The 15,971-nt window shown below is 40.0% G+C and carries 15 protein-coding genes and 1 tRNA gene; 8 read left to right on the top strand and 8 right to left on the bottom strand.

The annotated features are described in order from the left end of the window. Positions 1–5 precede the first annotated feature (5 nt). From BLR53_RS15005 to BLR53_RS14990, 4 genes are all read right to left on the bottom strand, one after another. On the bottom strand, positions 6–1,307 hold the full coding sequence (locus BLR53_RS15005; protein WP_083332091.1) for a hypothetical protein: 1,302 nt from the start codon (positions 1,305–1,307) through the stop codon (positions 6–8). Positions 1,308–1,460: 153 nt separating this feature from the next. Next, positions 1,461–1,548, bottom strand: a tRNA-Ser gene (locus BLR53_RS15000). 45 nt (positions 1,549–1,593) lie between these two features. Next, positions 1,594–3,024, bottom strand: coding sequence for a pyruvate kinase (gene pyk / locus BLR53_RS14995; RefSeq protein ID WP_037441384.1), 1,431 nt, complete (start codon positions 3,022–3,024; stop codon positions 1,594–1,596). A gap of 140 nt (positions 3,025–3,164) precedes the next feature. Then, on the bottom strand, positions 3,165–3,584 hold the full coding sequence (locus BLR53_RS14990) for an IPExxxVDY family protein (RefSeq protein WP_037441381.1): 420 nt from the start codon (positions 3,582–3,584) through the stop codon (positions 3,165–3,167). A 164-nt stretch (positions 3,585–3,748) separates the two neighbouring features. Between BLR53_RS14990 and BLR53_RS14985 the strand changes: the two genes are divergently transcribed. Genes BLR53_RS14985 through rnc form a run of 3 tightly spaced genes read left to right on the top strand, consistent with a single transcriptional unit; the run spans position 3,749 to position 6,022 of the window. Then, positions 3,749–3,985 (top strand): acyl carrier protein, encoded by a 237-nt coding sequence (locus BLR53_RS14985; RefSeq protein WP_008508386.1) that lies wholly within the window; start codon positions 3,749–3,751, stop codon positions 3,983–3,985. 29 nt (positions 3,986–4,014) lie between these two features. Then, complete coding sequence (gene fabF, locus BLR53_RS14980) at positions 4,015–5,268, top strand: beta-ketoacyl-ACP synthase II (protein ID WP_074590839.1); 1,254 nt, start codon at positions 4,015–4,017, stop codon at positions 5,266–5,268. Positions 5,269–5,293: 25 nt separating this feature from the next. Further along, complete coding sequence (gene rnc / locus BLR53_RS14975; protein WP_051759916.1) at positions 5,294–6,022, top strand: ribonuclease III; 729 nt, start codon at positions 5,294–5,296, stop codon at positions 6,020–6,022. 1 nt (position 6,023) lies between these two features. On the opposite strand, the gene BLR53_RS14970 is transcribed toward rnc, so the two are convergent. Further along, positions 6,024–6,737: a hypothetical protein gene (locus BLR53_RS14970; protein ID WP_074590837.1), complete on the bottom strand. Its 714-nt coding sequence runs from the start codon at positions 6,735–6,737 to the stop codon at positions 6,024–6,026. Between the two features lie 153 nt (positions 6,738–6,890). Between BLR53_RS14970 and BLR53_RS14965 the strand changes: the two genes are divergently transcribed. The 3 genes from BLR53_RS14965 (at position 6,891) to nadD (ending at position 8,969) form a co-directional block, all read left to right on the top strand. Next, positions 6,891–7,754: a YicC/YloC family endoribonuclease gene (locus BLR53_RS14965; protein WP_037441367.1), complete on the top strand. Its 864-nt coding sequence runs from the start codon at positions 6,891–6,893 to the stop codon at positions 7,752–7,754. A gap of 61 nt (positions 7,755–7,815) precedes the next feature. Then, positions 7,816–8,388, top strand: coding sequence for a guanylate kinase (gmk, locus tag BLR53_RS14960; RefSeq protein ID WP_037441364.1), 573 nt, complete (start codon positions 7,816–7,818; stop codon positions 8,386–8,388). Between the two features lie 5 nt (positions 8,389–8,393). After that, positions 8,394–8,969 carry a nicotinate (nicotinamide) nucleotide adenylyltransferase gene (nadD, locus tag BLR53_RS14955; RefSeq protein ID WP_074590834.1) on the top strand — a complete coding sequence of 192 codons (576 nt, stop codon included), beginning with the start codon at positions 8,394–8,396 and terminating at the stop codon, positions 8,967–8,969. A gap of 1 nt (position 8,970) precedes the next feature. Here nadD and BLR53_RS14950 read toward each other — a convergent pair whose 3' ends face one another. Continuing rightward, on the bottom strand, positions 8,971–9,678 hold the full coding sequence (locus tag BLR53_RS14950) for an SAM-dependent methyltransferase (RefSeq protein ID WP_037441359.1): 708 nt from the start codon (positions 9,676–9,678) through the stop codon (positions 8,971–8,973). 399 nt (positions 9,679–10,077) lie between these two features. Here BLR53_RS14950 and BLR53_RS19815 point away from each other — a divergent pair, with 399 nt between their 5' ends. Together BLR53_RS19815 and BLR53_RS14940 are read left to right on the top strand one after the other, a co-directional pair. Then, positions 10,078–11,508, top strand: coding sequence for a DUF6600 domain-containing protein (locus BLR53_RS19815; protein WP_143007887.1), 1,431 nt, complete (start codon positions 10,078–10,080; stop codon positions 11,506–11,508). A 120-nt stretch (positions 11,509–11,628) separates the two neighbouring features. Then, on the top strand, positions 11,629–13,212 hold the full coding sequence (locus tag BLR53_RS14940) for a peptide chain release factor 3 (protein WP_037441354.1): 1,584 nt from the start codon (positions 11,629–11,631) through the stop codon (positions 13,210–13,212). Positions 13,213–13,307: 95 nt separating this feature from the next. On the opposite strand, the gene BLR53_RS14935 is transcribed toward BLR53_RS14940, so the two are convergent. Together BLR53_RS14935 and argH are read right to left on the bottom strand one after the other, a co-directional pair. Further along, positions 13,308–14,561: a pyridoxal phosphate-dependent aminotransferase gene (locus tag BLR53_RS14935; RefSeq protein ID WP_074590832.1), complete on the bottom strand. Its 1,254-nt coding sequence runs from the start codon at positions 14,559–14,561 to the stop codon at positions 13,308–13,310. A 24-nt stretch (positions 14,562–14,585) separates the two neighbouring features. Then, on the bottom strand, positions 14,586–15,917 hold the full coding sequence (gene argH / locus BLR53_RS14930; protein ID WP_074590830.1) for an argininosuccinate lyase: 1,332 nt from the start codon (positions 15,915–15,917) through the stop codon (positions 14,586–14,588). Between the last annotated feature and the right edge of the window lie 54 nt (positions 15,918–15,971).

Raw genomic sequence — 15,971 nt, 5'->3', positions numbered from 1 at the left:
TTATATTATCTGTCAATCCGCTTCAACTTATAGTTTCCACTTGCCCCGTCCTTCTCTATTGTATAGCCATCAGTCAATTCAAGTATCCAGCCATCACCAAATATTTTTTTATCTTCTGTTCTGGCAGGATTTGAAATTGAAATTTTATCCCAATTTGAGCTCATCAATGCGCCATTTTCAACTGTCAAAATACCCCATAAATCTGTAACCCTGATATTCGGGTAAACCGTTCCTTTATCTTCTATCGGAATAATATTCCTCGGATCGAACGAAACATTCATTTTCTCGAATTTTATCTCAAAATGAGGTTGATCAATAAATTTCAATCGATATTCGGCGATGAGCTGTCTAGTTTTTTCTTCTCTTTCTTTTTCCTGCTCAATTATTACTTCTCCATTATAATTAATGGATATGTTTTCGACCGTTGTTTTTAAGTCTGTCGGGATGTTGACATTAAATGCCCTAATAAGATAGGCAGTTAAATCAGTTTCTGCAGTGATTTTTTTAGCCCTTGCTTTGTTTTTATTATACAGTAGATAAAAATAAACAGGAGTAGTATAATAGGCAAATGAACGAACGAATGTGGGGTTTCTAAAAAACCCATCTATCCCATTCAAAAAAAATGTTGTTGTCTGTGCTTTGTTTCTACCACTAACTATAACTCCAGTAAATTCTGCAATTCCTTCATTTAATTCCAATATATTTTCAGTAGAATCTGATTTACTATAGAGTGCATGCCGGTATTTCCTAAAGGTCAGGGCATTTGTCAGATGCTGCTGTAATTCTTTTTCTGAAGAGGATTCGATTGCTTTCTTCACTGCTTCCAATTCTAAACGCAGATAAACTCTTCCGTCTTTTTGATCAAGGTGATTATTCTCAACGTTACTGAGTGTAAAGCCCAGGGATGGTTGGATACGGTGAAATGACTCATGGGCTAGTAAATTAATCCTGTCTTGCTTGTTTTGAGGAAGGGGGAGCATAATCATAGCCCACCTCTTCCCATTCCAGTTTATAGCTGTATTAGCAATATTGATATTACCAGGCAAAACTCCGGAATAAATATTCCCGTTAAGCTTTAATATACCTGTAGTATCAGATTCGTTTGCAAAAAGTTCCCTGGTCTGGGGGTCAATTAAAATCATAGGTCCGTATAAACCTTTATCCCAAAGTCCGGTGCTCTTCTCTGAAGCTCTTTTAATTTCATCAAAAAAAACGGAAATACTGTCGTGGAGGGTACTCTGCTTTTGCCCCAGTACATTTTGTGCGAATAAAAAAAATACAGTTATTAAAATGGCGTTTCTTATCATTGAATTTTAATCTTAAGAATCTAGATTCCTAATATAATAAATTGCCTAATTAGAGATGGTATTTCATCAACCTAACGTAATCCGATTACTAGAAATCAGCGAAAAGGTCAAAAAAAAACCTTGCAAATCAATGATTGCAAGGTTTTTTTGTTGCGGAGAGAGAGGGATTCGAACCCTCGATACCCTTTTGAGGTATACACACTTTCCAGGCGTGCTCCTTCAACCACTCGGACACCTCTCCTTGGAGGAGTGCAAAAGTAGCATTTTTTTTGACTCTTAAAACAAATTAATCAAGAACTGTTACTTTAACCATATTCGTCTTGCCTTGTTTTTCCATTGGAACAGCAGCAGTATTAATCAATACGTCGCCTTTCTTAACAAGCTTCATCTTGACAAGCAGTTCATTAACATCCAGGATAGTCTCATCTGTACTCTCAAATTTGTCATAATAAAAAGCACGTACGCCCCAAACTAAACTTAAAGTATTTAGTAATTGAAGATTATTTGTGAAAATATAAGTAAGTGCTTCCGGACGGTGACTTGAAATTTCGAAAGCAGTATAACCGCTCACGGTCATCGAAACAATACCGACAGCGCTGGTTTGTTTAGCAAGGAAACAAGCAGAGTCGCAAACAGCATCACTAAGGAATGTAGCCGATTTCGGTTTAAGGAATTTCTCTACGTTGAACGGATAGTTGTTTTGCTCGATATTCTGGATGATCTTCTGCATAGTTTCGATAACAATCAGTGGAAACTCACCAACTGATGTTTCGCCACTTAGCATCACAGCGTCAGCTCCGTCAAGTACCGAGTTAGCCACGTCATTCACTTCTGCACGTGTTGGTCTTGGGGTAGTGATCATGCTTTCCAGCATCTGTGTTGCAATAATTACCGGTTTTGAAGCAGCAATACATTTCTGAACAATCATTTTTTGCAATAAAGGAACTTCTTCCATCGGCATTTCAACACCAAGGTCTCCACGTGCAACCATGATTCCGTCAGAAACTGCTATAATTTCATCAATATTAGCAATAGCCTCTGGTTTCTCGATTTTAGCGATAACCCTTGCTCCTTTACCTCTTGCTTTGATAATATCTTTCAGCTCAGTTATATCTGCAGCATTTCTCACAAATGATAAACCGATCCAGTCAACATCATTTTCTAGAACGAATTCAAGGTTTTTTCTGTCTTCAGGAGTAAGTGAAGGAATAGATACTTTGGTGTTTGGCAGGTTGACTCCTTTTCTTGATGTCAGAATACCACCATGTACCACTTCACAAATAACTTCGTCTTCAAGGTTGGTTTCAATAACCTTCATTTGCAGTTTACCATCATCTAAAAGGATGATTTCGCCTGCTTTAACGTCTTTAGGGAAGCTTGTATAAGTGATGTAGATACGCTCTTCATTACCGATGCATTCTTTCGTAGTAATAACGGTACGGCTACCGTTAACCAGGTGAATACCACCATCTTTTACGATTCCAATACGGATTTTAGGCCCTTGCAAATCGGCAAGAATACCAACGTTATAGTTATATTTTTTATTAATTGAGCGGATCGTATCCAGGACTTCCTGGTGATCTGCCTGAGAACCATGTGAAAAATTTAATCTGCAAACATCTAGTCCTGCATTAAACATGCTGTATAAAACATCTGGTTTTGCCGAAGCAGGGCCTAGCGTGGCTACAATTTTTGTTCTGGAATGAAAGGGTTTCATCTTGAGTTACTTTATTGGTTACTGACAAACTAAATAAGGTTTTTCGCTTTAAAAACCAATGTTTGTCTGGTTAATTTTGTTATTTAACGAATGCTGTCAGAATCAAATATAGTGTATTTAATACACCTTACATATAAAATTTATATGACCAAATTCTCATGAGACTTTAGTTTTAGCGGATCAATCTGCGCAGCAACCTGAATATCAGGCAGTTTATTTAGTCCAGAGAGAATAGAATTCAGATCTTCTTTGTCCATATAGCCTTGAATGACCATGAAATAATCAACCTTATTCATCTCAGGAATTAAAAATCCTTCCCTGTTTCTATTTGCCACGACAAAAAAAGTATTATCACCCTCTTCAATATAAAAATAATATTTCGAGTAGGCCCTGGCAGGTTCATCTACGTTAAAAAAAACCTCATGATCTTCTATTTTTTCAAAATCAAGATGAAGTCTGGTATTGATCTGATGGCATAGCACATAGTCCTTCAGGGACGCTGTAATCGCGATTAAGATGAAATCCAGGTCCAGCGATAATTTTAAATAGGTTTTGTTCAAAGCAGATGGATAAGATTATTTGAGGATACGAAATTATAAAACTAATTTTGCTTTACTGTTTGAAATAAAAACATTAAAATTGATAGAGAAATAAAAACATTTGAAATGTGTTAGAATTTATTTTTCTTTGCACTGAATTATTTAACCCATTAAATTATAACATTATGTCTGATATTGCTTCAAGAGTTAAGGCTATTATCGTTGAAAAATTAGGAGTGGATGAGAGCGAGGTTACACCAGAAGCTTCTTTCACTAATGACCTAGGTGCAGATTCTTTGGATACTGTAGAACTTATCATGGAATTCGAAAAAGAATTCAATGTAGCTATTCCTGATGACCAAGCAGAGACTATCGGTACTGTTGGTCAAGCAATTGCTTACCTTGAGAAAAACGTAAAGTAGACCATACGGTCTCCGTATAATCCGTATAAATGGAATTAAAAAGAGTAGTCGTTACAGGTATTGGTGCGCTCACTCCAATTGGCAATACACTCCCGGAATTCTGGGAGAATTTGTTAAAAGGTGTGAGCGGCGCTGCGCCTATTACAAGTTTTGATACAGAAAAATTCAAGACAAAATTCGCATGTGAGCTTAAAAACTTCCGGGTAGAAGACTTTCTGGAAAAAAAAGAAGCCCGCAAATTAGATCCATTTGTTCAGTATGCTATCGTTTCTACTGATGAAGCCGTCAAAGACGGCGGATTTGATTTCTCAGAACTGGATACAAACCGTATTGGTGTAATCTGGGGCTCCGGAATTGGTGGTATTAAGACCTTTCTGGATGAAATGAGAAATTATTATGCCGGTGACGGCACTCCCCGCATTAATCCTTTCTTTATCCCGAAAATGATCATTGACATTGTCACAGGTCATATTTCTATTAAGTATGGATTGCGCGGTCCGAATTTCGCAACTGTATCTGCCTGTGCATCATCAACTAATGCAATGATTGACGCTTACAATTATATTCGCCTGGATATGGCAGATATTATTATAAGCGGAGGATCCGAAGCAATAATTAATGAGGCCGGAATCGGTGGATTCAATGCGATGCATGCCCTTTCAACCAGAAATGATGACCCATCTACGGCTTCCCGCCCTTTTGATAAGGACAGGGATGGTTTCGTAGCAGGCGAAGGTGCCGGAACAATTATTCTGGAAGAGCTGGAACATGCGAAAGCACGCGGTGCCAAAATCTACGCTGAATTAGTAGGCGGAGGAATGAGCGCCGATGCAAATCATATCACCGCCCCACATCCCCAGGGACTTGGCGCTAAGATGGTTATGACCAATGCGTTGAAAGATGCAGGTATGAAAACCTCTGATATTGATTACATCAATGTCCACGGAACCTCTACTCCATTAGGTGACATCAGTGAAACTAAAGCAATTGTTGACCTTTTTGGTGAAGATGCTTACAAATTGAATATCAGTTCGACCAAATCAATGACCGGTCACCTTTTAGGTGCAGCCGGAGCTGTTGAAGCGATTGCTGCCATTCTAGCTGTAAAATACGACATCATTCCGCCAACAATTAATCACTTCACAGACGATCCTGATTTTGATCCGAAACTGAATTTCACATTCAATACGCCGCAAAAACGCGAAGTTCGTGCGGCGCTGAGTAATACTTTCGGTTTTGGCGGACACAATGCCTCGGTTATTTTTAAAAAATACGAGGAGTAATCATGCCACAATCCAATAGAATTTAATGCCCCTATTCGACCTCTATAAGCTTTATTTATCTCCTGATAAGGATTTTGTAAAGAAGCTGAAAAACATGCTGGGCTTTGTGCCGGGAAATACCACTTTGTATAAAATGGCATTCAGGCACAGGTCTGTAGCTAAAGTTCTAAAGAACGGTAGCCGAAGCAGTAATGAGCGTTTAGAATTCCTTGGTGATGCAATATTAGGCTCGGTGATTGCAGAGCTCCTCTTTAAGCATTATCCGTATAAGGAAGAGGGTTTTCTTACTGAGATGCGCTCTAAAATCGTCAACAGGGCGAACCTTAATCAGCTTGCCAGAAAGATGGGCTTTGATCAACTGATTGTTTTTGACCAGCGCATGGTTAACATGCAGACCAAACATCACTCAATGCTTGGTGATGCTTTTGAGGCACTGATTGGAGCAGTTTACCTGGACAAAGGCTATAATTTCACTAAAGAATTACTGCTTAAAAGAATCGTTAAGCCTTATATTGACATCCATACACTGGAGCAAACTGAGACAAATTTCAAAAGTAAACTGATCGAATGGTGCCAGCGGCATGCAAAGGATATAACTTTTGAAATTGCAGAAAACAGTGAAGGTGAAAGCCCCAAACTATTTACAATACAGGCAATGATTGATGGCGAGAGTTTTGGAATCGGACGAGATTATAATAAGAAAAATGCCGAAAAACAGGCTGCTGAAAAAGCCTGTGCAGCGCTTGATATCTAAACTACTTCTTCTTCAAAGTGTCGGTATATTGCTGATAAGAATCTCTGATATACTTAACCGCGTCATAAGAAGTCCAATGCTTGGATTTTTCATAATCGGGACGGTAGTTCAGCATAAATTTCTCCAGCTCTGCCCCTTCTAAATCAGTATTATTACGGATCAAAGACTCATTAAAAAAACCATCAACCTGGGTCTGCTGCATTTCGGTTGCATAATATTTCCCAAACCTTCTCGCATTTTTAGGCGTTTTACCGAATAGCTCATAAAGTGCTGTCAACGGTTTAAAGAAATAAGACAACACTGGTGGCTTACCCTGATAGAATGAACCTTTATTACGAAATTCCTGTTTAATTTCATCCAACTCCATCTTTTTAGACTTGCCCCTGATGTTCACCTCACTCAAGGTCGTAGACTCCCTGTTAAGAGTAATAACCATATCTTTACTGGATACAACAATTACTTTTCTGTCCCTGAAATCTCTTTTAACTACGACTAGTGTATCACCGTTGAGCGCTTTAATTCTAAAAAGTCCCATATCATTACTTCCAACAGTATAACCAGTCCGCTGATTGGTAATTTCGGCTAGTGCAATCCGCGTAGACGCACCGCTAACCATGACAACTCCGTTTAACGAGAACTCATCTTGTGCTTTCAGTCCGGCTGCCGAGAACAGCAGGATGATCATCAAAAAGTATTTATAAACTCTCGCTCCCATTAGATAATATTTGACGTAAATTTAATGATTGTATAGCAATCTATATGCTAAATTATGTTAAAATGCCCCAGGTCTATGCGGTAAACTGTCAATATTACCCGGACAGAACAAGCATTTTAACAATAAATTATATCTTTGCACATGATAAAATCAATGACAGGCTTCGGTCTGGCCTCTACAGATCAGGATAATACCAAATTTGCCGTAGAGATTAAGTCCCTCAACAGTAAGTTCCTGGAACTCAACTTAAAATTACCAAGGGCATTTGCGGACAAAGAACTTCTGCTTCGTAATATCTGCAGTAAAGACATAGAACGTGGAAAAGTAAATGTTTCGATTAGTATCGAGCGCAGCGAAGAAAACCTGAAAGGTGCAACTATTAATGCTGCCCTGCTAAGTAAATATTATAAGCAGCTAGAGGCTATAAATGTCGATTTAGGAGCAAATTCAAATAATCTGCTACAGGCGGTGTTGAGTTTCCCAGATGTTATCAGCTACACAGAAGAAGTCGTTAATGAAGGAGAATGGGATGTTTTACAAACCACATTTCAGGCTGCTTTAAAGAGTTTCAATCAGTTCCGGGAGACAGAAGGTGCTGTGTTGAAAGAAGATCTGGAACTTCGCATCCAGAACATTTTAAGTTTTTTCAGACAAGTTGAAGAGCTGGCTCCCCTTAGAATTCCTCAGATCCGTGCACGTTTGAACCAGTTTCTTGAAGAGCATGCTGGAAAAATCAATGTGGATCAGAACAGATTAGAACAGGAACTGATCTATTATATCGATAAACTTGATATTACTGAAGAAAAAATCAGATTACAGAGTCACTGCAATTATTTTATTGAAACGCTGAAAAGTAAAGATGCTAATGGCAAGAAACTTGGTTTTATATCACAAGAAATTGGCAGAGAGATCAATACTATGGGTGCCAAAGCAAATGACGCGCAGATACAGCAGTTGGTTGTGGGTATGAAAGAGGAATTGGAAAAGATCAAAGAACAGCTGTTAAACGTTATTTAAGAAACAATAAAATGCATTCTCTGATCAGTTAACCTGAGTTAGAGAATATATCACATATCAAATGATACAAGGCAAACTCATTATATTTTCGGCTCCGTCAGGTGCAGGAAAAACGACTATAGTTAAACATTTACTAAAGAAATTCCCTAACCTGTGTTTCTCCATTTCTGCCACAACACGTGAATCACGCGGTGATGAGCAGCACGAAAAAGATTATTACTTTATTTCTAAAGAGGCCTTTCTACACAAGGTTGCACACCAGGAATTTGTAGAGTTCGAAGAGGTCTATAATGGCACATTCTACGGTACTCTGCGCTCTGAGATAGAAAGAATCTGGAATGATGGTAAACATGTGATTTTTGATATTGACGTAGAAGGTGGACTCCGCTTAAAGCGTAAATATGAAAAAGACGCATTGGCAATTTTTGTTCAGCCGCCATCGCTTGAAGTCCTGAAATCGAGATTAAGCGGACGAGGGACAGACAGCGCTGAAAAACTGCAGGAACGGTTTGTTAAGGCGGAGAAAGAACTGGAATATGCAGATAAATTTGATGTCATTCTTAAAAACTTTGACCTGGAAACTGCCTGCCTCGAAGCAGAAAAATTAATTTCGGCTTTTATTGGCACAAAGTAATAAATATGTCTAAAACGGGTCTGTTCTTCGGTTCTTTCAATCCCATTCATATGGGTCACCTGGTAATTGCCGGACACATGGCCCATTTTACTGACCTTGACGAAGTTTGGCTGGTCGTCTCCCCTCATAATCCGTTAAAGAACAAAAAGGGATTGGGGAACATGTACGATCGTTTGGAAATGGCCAGGCTCGCCACCGAATTTTCAGAAGGTCTTCAGGTAAGTAATATTGAATTTAGTCTCCCTCAGCCGTCCTATACAGTCGATACACTGGCTTACTTACAAGAGAAGCACCCAACCAGGGAATTTGTACTTATTATGGGAGCAGACAACCTATCTTCATTAAGCAAATGGAAGAATTATGAGGTTTTGCTGAAAAATTATAAGATTTACGTTTACCCCAGACCGGGCTCAGTAATTGAAGAATGGAAAGACCATCCGTCAATTACACTGACTGATACCCCGCAGATGGACATCTCCTCTACCTTTATAAGACAAGCTTTAAAGGACAACAAGAATATTGAATTCCTGGTTCCAGACAGTGTAATTGCATTTATGGATAGTAAAAACATGTATCGCTAATCTAGCGGTAGATTAGGAATATCGTCGGTTTTTTATGCAGATCTATTTTTTCCTGACGCCATTGTCCGATGCTCTGTGTTCTAATAAATTCATCTTCACCGGTAATATTACTGGCAACGCACAGCAACGTTTGAGCAGCGGTATTTTTGATAATATCTTCGTATAGGTGATTATTTCGGAATGGGGTTTCAATGAAAAGCTGAGTTTGTTTTTCCTTCTCTGCAGTTTTCTCCAGCTCTTTTATTTTCTTAACCCGTTCTACCTTATCAATTGGGAGATAGCCGTGGAAAACAAAACTCTGCCCATTAAATCCAGAAGCCATCAATGCCATTAATAAAGAATTGGGCCCCACTAGAGGAACGACTTTAATACCTCTTTTATGGGCTTCGGAAACTATTTCAGCACCAGGATCGGCAATACCGGGGCAACCAGCCTCACTCATTAGGCCTACATCTTTGCCGGTCATTAGTTCCTTGAAATATGGAACCATTGAGTCATTCCTTTTATGCTTACCATAATCGTGAATTGTCAACTCACTCTGAGGAATTTTAATTCCCGCTTCTTTCAGAAATTTTCTGGCAGTCTTTTCATTTTCAACGATATATGTTGGAATTGCATTGATAGTATCAACTAGAAATGGAGTAAATGACTTGGCCGATGCGTTTTCAGCCAATGGTACAGGGATAAGATAAAGAGTGCCTTTTTTCATTAGTATTTATTTGTTATAATGTTTACCTGCCCAAATCTTCTACAAAAGAATAATCAATTAAAATTGGTATGTTTTATGTAATGTGTATAGAAAAATCATCATTATGATAACAGACAGGCAATCTGATACAAAGGAAAAGAATTAATCGCCATAAAGAGAAAAAACCGGCATGAAATATTGATTAACGATTGTCTGGAACTGAAAATAAATCCATCTAATGCATACAAATACATTTCGACTTATACGAAAAACAGAAGAAACCCGTCTCGCGCAAAACAAAATTTGCATTTTAAAAGAAAATAAAATATATAATTCGTAAATATGACTTAAACTTTTGAACTATTTACTACTCAAAGAGATAACACATATCAATTAGTTTAGGTTTTAACACACACACAAATGAAACAACTAATCAAATTGCCAGCTATAATACTGGGGCTAGTGCTCCTGTTCAGCGGGCCGCCTCAAAAGGCGATGGCGCAATACGATGATATTTCCATGGATTCGTTTTATGATGAACTTTCACCATACGGAACCTGGATGAATGATCCACAGTACGGTAGAGTCTGGAGACCAGATGTCGACCAGCGTGATTTCAGGCCTTATTACAGTAATGGCCGTTGGGCGATGACTGAATACGGTAACACTTGGGTATCTGACTATGACTGGGGTTGGGCTCCGTTTCACTACGGTCGTTGGGTACTAAATAGTTATAGCCAATGGTTATGGATTCCGGATACAGTCTGGGGCCCAGCCTGGGTAAGTTGGAGAAGTGGTGGCGGATATTACGGCTGGGCACCTTTAGGCCCTGGTATAAATATTAGCATTGGAGGCGGAGGATACAATATGCCTAGCGCATGGTGGGTTTTTATTCCGCAGCGTAATATCTACAGCAATTATTATCCCCGTTATGGCGGTGTGAATATTAATATTTATAACCGTACAAAAATTATAAATTATACTTACGGAAGAGACAGACGTACGTATTACACTGGTCCAAGAGCATCCGAAATCCGTAGGGTTACGAATAGAGATGTCAGAGTTTATCAGGTTTCCAGGTCGAATACGCCAGGCAGAACGAATATTTCAAATAACAGGTTAAACATTTACAATCCAGGAACCAGAGGAAGCAGTTCTGTAGCAGCCGATAATAGAAGAGGTAATGCAAATGATAGGTCCAATCCAAATTCCAGAGGAGATAACAATAATAGAACAGACAGACAAGGTACTGTTAACCGTCAGGGTTCTACAAATAGCAGGAATAGCGGAACCGTTGTAGAAAATAATGCTAGACCCTCCCGTTCTGATGTCAATCCGCGCAATGCCGGGCAAGAGCAAAATCGGCAGTCACAACGTACTGAACAACAACAGCAAGCTATACAGCAGAGAGAACAGAGATCGCAGCAGCAACGTGACGTTCAAAGCCAGCAAAGAGATCAACGGTCTCAGCAGCAACGTGAAGCCCAGGCACAGCAACAGGATCAGCAGAGACAACAACGAGACGCTCAGACACAACAAAGAGAGCAACGTTCTCAGCAGCAGCGTGAAGCTCAGGTGCAGCAACAACGTCAAGCTCAAGACCAACAAAGGCAACAGCAACAACAACAACGTCAAGCTCAGGATCAACAAAGGCAACAGCAACAGCGTCAAGTCCAAGACCAACAAAGGCAACAGCAACAGCAACAACGTCAAGCTCAGGAGCAACAAAGGCAACAGCAACAGCAACAACGTCAAGCTCAGGAGCAAAGTAGAGCCAGAAGTGCCGAAAGCAGTAATCAGAGATCCGAATCTGGCGGCAGATCTGGTAACCGCGGTGGAAGAGGCAACTAAGCATTTAAACATTAACACACCTTTCAGTACACAGAAAACCGGCCTTCCAAAGGGGCCGGTTTTTATTTTATATATTATAATTATCTTTGCAGCTTCATCAAGCTATTTGCTTAATCCCATATGATCCACCCCGAAATAGAAAAACGTAAAACATTTGCCATTATCAGTCACCCCGATGCAGGGAAAACCACTTTAACCGAGAAGTTTCTTCTCTTTGGAGGAGCCATCAACACAGCCGGGGCGGTAAAACGGAATAAAGCCAATCAAAGCAGTACTTCAGATTTTATGGAGATTGAAAAACAACGTGGAATCTCAGTTGCCACGTCTGTTATGGGCTTTGAGTATAAAGGCAAACGCATTAACATTCTGGATACACCAGGTCACAAGGACTTCGCTGAAGACACCTACCGCACCCTGTCTGCTGTAGATAGTGTAATTCTCGTTGTAGACTGCGTGAAAGGTGTCGAAGAGCAGACTGAAAAATTGATGGGCGTCTGCCGTATGCGGAATACCCCGGTAATTATCTTTGTAAATAAGATGGACCGGGAAGGTAAAGATGCATTTGATCTGCTTGATGAGATAGAAAAGAAACTTAATATCAGCCTTTGCCCGCTCTCATGGCCTATTGGACAAGGCCATACATTTAAAGGCGTTTATTCCATTTATAATAAACACCTGAACTTATTTGAGCCGGACAAGACCAAGATTGCAGATCCGGTAATTGAGGTGAATGACCTGGATGATGAAAACCTCCATAATTTCCTGAAACCGAAAGAACTGGATGGCCTTAAAGGCGATCTGGAGCTGGTAGACGGTGTATATGGTACACTTGATCCTCAACTATATACAGACGGGCTGCTTGCACCAGTGTTCTTTGGAAGTGCAATCAATAACTTCGGAATTAAAGAATTACTGGATACATTTATCAATATTGCGCCAAGTCCAAGGAGCCGTGAAGCAGAGCAGCGTGAAGTATTGGTTGAAGAGAAAAACTTCTCTGGATTTGTATTTAAAATTCACGCCAATCTAGACCCTAAACACCGTGACCGAATCGCTTTCCTGAGAGTTTGTTCCGGTAAGTTTGAAAGAAATAAATTCTATTACCACACCCGTCAAGGTAAAAAGCTTAAGTTTTCGAACCCGATGGACTTCATGGCCAACGAGAAGAGTATCGTTGAAGAAGCATGGCCCGGAGACGTAGTTGGCCTATATGACAGTGGAAACTTCAAAATTGGAGATACGTTGACTGAAGGCGAACAATTACAGTTTAAAGGTATTCCAAGCTTCTCTCCTGAAATCTTTAAAGAAGTCGAGAACAAAGATCCTTTACGCACAAAACAACTCGAGAAAGGCATCCAGCAGTTGACAGAAGAAGGCGTTGCACAATTATTTATTGCGCAGCCGGGTAACAGAAAAATAATAGGTGCCGTTGGTGACCTGCAGTTTGAAGTAATCGCTTTCCGTCTGGAACACGAATATGGTGCAAAAGCACACTTCCGTATGCTGAGTTATACGCGCTCTAATTGGGTGACCTCGAAGGACAAAACCAAACTGGAAGAATTTGTTAAACGTAAACAACAACATATTGGACAGGATAAGGACGGTAACCCCGTATACCTGGCAGATAATGATTTTATGATCAATATGACCAAAAGAGATTATCCTGATATTGAATTCCATAAAACGTCAGAATTCAAGTCTTAAGAACAATATAAAGTAACTTATAAAGCAAAAAAGCGGGATTCTTTTAAAAGAATCCCGCTTTTTTATTGCCGGTCCTGCCGAACAGGAAGCATGAACTAACTCAATTGAGCCAGCGCTTTTTTAATTCTTGGGATCATTTCCTGGATACCTTTCAAAGAGCAGCCACCTACTGAAGCACGGAACCATGATTTTGTTTCATCTGTACCAAAAGCAGAGAACGGAACCAAAGCAGCCTGAGCTTCCTTGATCAGATAGAAGTTTACATCGGCGCTATCTTTAAGCACCTGACCCGAAGGTGTAGTTTTTCCAATATAATCAATCTTAAGCGTCAGGTAGATCGCACCCATAGGAACAATAGCATCTACCGCGAAACCTTCGGCCTTCATTTCCTGAAAACCATCATATATTGTATCAAGACTTAAACGGATCTGCGATTTAAATGCAGCAAGGAAAGTATCTACCTGCGCCTTATCACTAAAGTATTTGGCAACCGCCACCTGTTCAGCTTTCGGCGCCCAGGCACCTATATGCGTAAGAAATGCTTTCATCTTCGCGATTACCGCAGCAGGACCAAATCCCCAGCCGACACGTACACCCGTTGCTGCCAGACACTTAGAGGTACCATCAATATAAATTGTATAATCCCTCATTTCAGGACGCAGACTAACCGGATTAATATGTTCCTTATCAAAGGTTAGCAGAGAATAGATCTGGTCATACATCACATATAATGGCTTTTCACCTGCCGATCTTGATTTGTTCTCTTCAATAACGATATCACAAATCTCTTCGAGCTGATCTTTAGTGAACATCGTACCCGTCGGGTTCAGCGGTGAGCAGAGTGCCAATAAAGTTGCACCTTTCAAATGTGGTTTTAATACCGCAGCAGTAGGCATGAAATTCGTTTCTTCTGTGGTTTCCACAGCGATACCTTCCGCCGAAGATAAGTGACAGTAATGGTTATTATTCCAGGAAGGAGCAGGATAAATCACTTTATCTCCCGGATCAACCAGGGCAAGGTAAGTCGCATAGATCAAAGGACGGGAACCGCCAGAAACCAGGATTTCGTTTGATTTAAAATCAAGATTATATCTGTCTTTCAATAACTCAACAATAGTCTCACGCAACGCAAGAATACCATCTGCAGGCGGATAATTCGTCTGATGCTGGTTATAAGCTTCAATAATAGCATCCTTCAATGCTTCTGGTATTGGAAAAATAGAAGGGTCAAAGTCACCAATCGTCAGATTGGCAATATCAGTACCCTTGCTTTTCATATCATTGACTTCGTTGCCAATTTTAATAATCTCAGAGCCAATTAATGAGTTGGCTAATACTGATACGTTCATATTATTTATAATTAATGGTTAGCGTTAGGCAAGCAATTTCTGAATTGCTGACCTTGTTTTTTCAAAATTAAACTGATCCAGTATCTGCTCCATCATTTGTTCAATGGCATCATTACAAAGGTTTCCGATACTGCCTTCGTGGGTATGATTAACCTCTTCAGAGGGCTTAAAAGTGCCGTTTTCAATAGACTCCCCAACAATCTTATAAGCTTCACGGAAAGGAACACCACTTAATGCAAGTTCATTCACGACCTCCACACTAAACAGATAAGCATATTTCGGGTCTTTAAGAATATCACCTTTGAGTTCAATATGTTGCAGCATGTAGGTAGTCATTTCCAGACATTCGTTCAATGAAACCATTGCAGGAAACAAATTCTCCTTCAATAACTGCAGATCCCGGTGATAACCAGAAGGCAGATTAGTCGTCATCATGGCAATTTCGTTTGGAAGAGCCTGAATTTTATTACAACGTGAACGGATCAGTTCAAAAACATCGGGATTCTTTTTGTGCGGCATAATGCTTGAGCCGGTGGTTAGTTCATCCGGAAAGCGGATAAAACCAAAATTCTGGTTAATGAATAAACAAACATCCATAGCCATTTTAGCCAGACTTGCTGCTACCGAAGACATTGCCTGAGCCAGTATTCGCTCTGTTTTCCCTCTGCCCATCTGTGCATATACCACGTTGTAGTTCAGATTCTCGAAACCCAGCAATTCAGTCGTCAACGTTCTGTTTAAAGGAAAAGACGACCCATATCCAGCAGCAGAACCCAAAGGATTCTTATTACAGATCTTCCAGGCAGCCAGCATCACCTCCATATCGTCCACAAGACTCTCTGCATAAGCGCCAAACCAAAGGCCGAAAGAAGATGGCATTGCAATCTGCAGATGCGTATACCCTGGTAGTAATTTATCTTTATGCGTATTGCTTAAAGCGATCAGCTGCTGAAAAAGTACAGCTGTATTGTGTACAGTAGTCTCAATTCTGTCTCTGAAAAATAATTTAAGATCAACCAGAACCTGATCATTACGGGAACGGCCGCTATGAATTTTTTTACCAGCTTCACCGATACGCTGAGTGAGCATCCATTCCACCTGGGAATGTACATCTTCCACTGTATCCTCAATACGGAAATCTCCGGCCTCAATCTCCGCATAAATGTTTTTCAGTTCCTTTTGTATCAGAACCAGTTCATCCGCTGTCAGCAAACCGATACTTTCCAGCATCTGTACGTGGGCAAGGGAGCCCAGAACATCAAAAGCTGCCATTTCCAAATCCAGTTCACGGTCTTTACCCACCGTGAAACTCTCAATGTCTTTATTTACTTCAATATTCTTTTGCCAGATTTTCATACTTTAATTTAATATGCGCCCGGGCGCGGTTTTGAAGGGGCAAAAATACAATAA

The organism is Pedobacter antarcticus, assembly GCF_900103515.1.
Classification (GTDB): Bacteria; Bacteroidota; Bacteroidia; order Sphingobacteriales; family Sphingobacteriaceae; genus Pedobacter; species Pedobacter antarcticus.
Note: the sequence above shows the minus strand (reverse complement) of the source record. Positions and strands in the feature narration are given on the sequence as shown.

Bases quoted from the DNA above. Each gene is read 5' to 3' on its own strand.
- fabF (WP_074590839.1), top strand. From the start codon at position 4,015: ATGGAATTAAAAAGAGTAGTCGTTACAGGTATTGGTGCGCTCACTCCA.
- BLR53_RS14935 (WP_074590832.1), bottom strand. From the start codon at position 14,561: ATGAACGTATCAGTATTAGCCAACTCATTAATTGGCTCTGAGATTATT.
- BLR53_RS14970 (WP_074590837.1), bottom strand. From the start codon at position 6,737: ATGGGAGCGAGAGTTTATAAATACTTTTTGATGATCATCCTGCTGTTC.
- BLR53_RS19815 (WP_143007887.1), top strand. From the start codon at position 10,078: ATGAAACAACTAATCAAATTGCCAGCTATAATACTGGGGCTAGTGCTC.
- pyk (WP_037441384.1), bottom strand. From the start codon at position 3,024: ATGAAACCCTTTCATTCCAGAACAAAAATTGTAGCCACGCTAGGCCCT.
- BLR53_RS14940 (WP_037441354.1), top strand. From the start codon at position 11,629: ATGATCCACCCCGAAATAGAAAAACGTAAAACATTTGCCATTATCAGT.
- BLR53_RS14965 (WP_037441367.1), top strand. From the start codon at position 6,891: ATGACAGGCTTCGGTCTGGCCTCTACAGATCAGGATAATACCAAATTT.
- BLR53_RS14950 (WP_037441359.1), bottom strand. From the start codon at position 9,678: ATGAAAAAAGGCACTCTTTATCTTATCCCTGTACCATTGGCTGAAAAC.
- BLR53_RS15005 (WP_083332091.1), bottom strand. From the start codon at position 1,307: ATGATAAGAAACGCCATTTTAATAACTGTATTTTTTTTATTCGCACAA.
- argH (WP_074590830.1), bottom strand. From the start codon at position 15,917: ATGAAAATCTGGCAAAAGAATATTGAAGTAAATAAAGACATTGAGAGT.
- BLR53_RS14985 (WP_008508386.1), top strand. From the start codon at position 3,749: ATGTCTGATATTGCTTCAAGAGTTAAGGCTATTATCGTTGAAAAATTA.
- gmk (WP_037441364.1), top strand. From the start codon at position 7,816: ATGATACAAGGCAAACTCATTATATTTTCGGCTCCGTCAGGTGCAGGA.
- rnc (WP_051759916.1), top strand. From the start codon at position 5,294: ATGCCCCTATTCGACCTCTATAAGCTTTATTTATCTCCTGATAAGGAT.
- nadD (WP_074590834.1), top strand. From the start codon at position 8,394: ATGTCTAAAACGGGTCTGTTCTTCGGTTCTTTCAATCCCATTCATATG.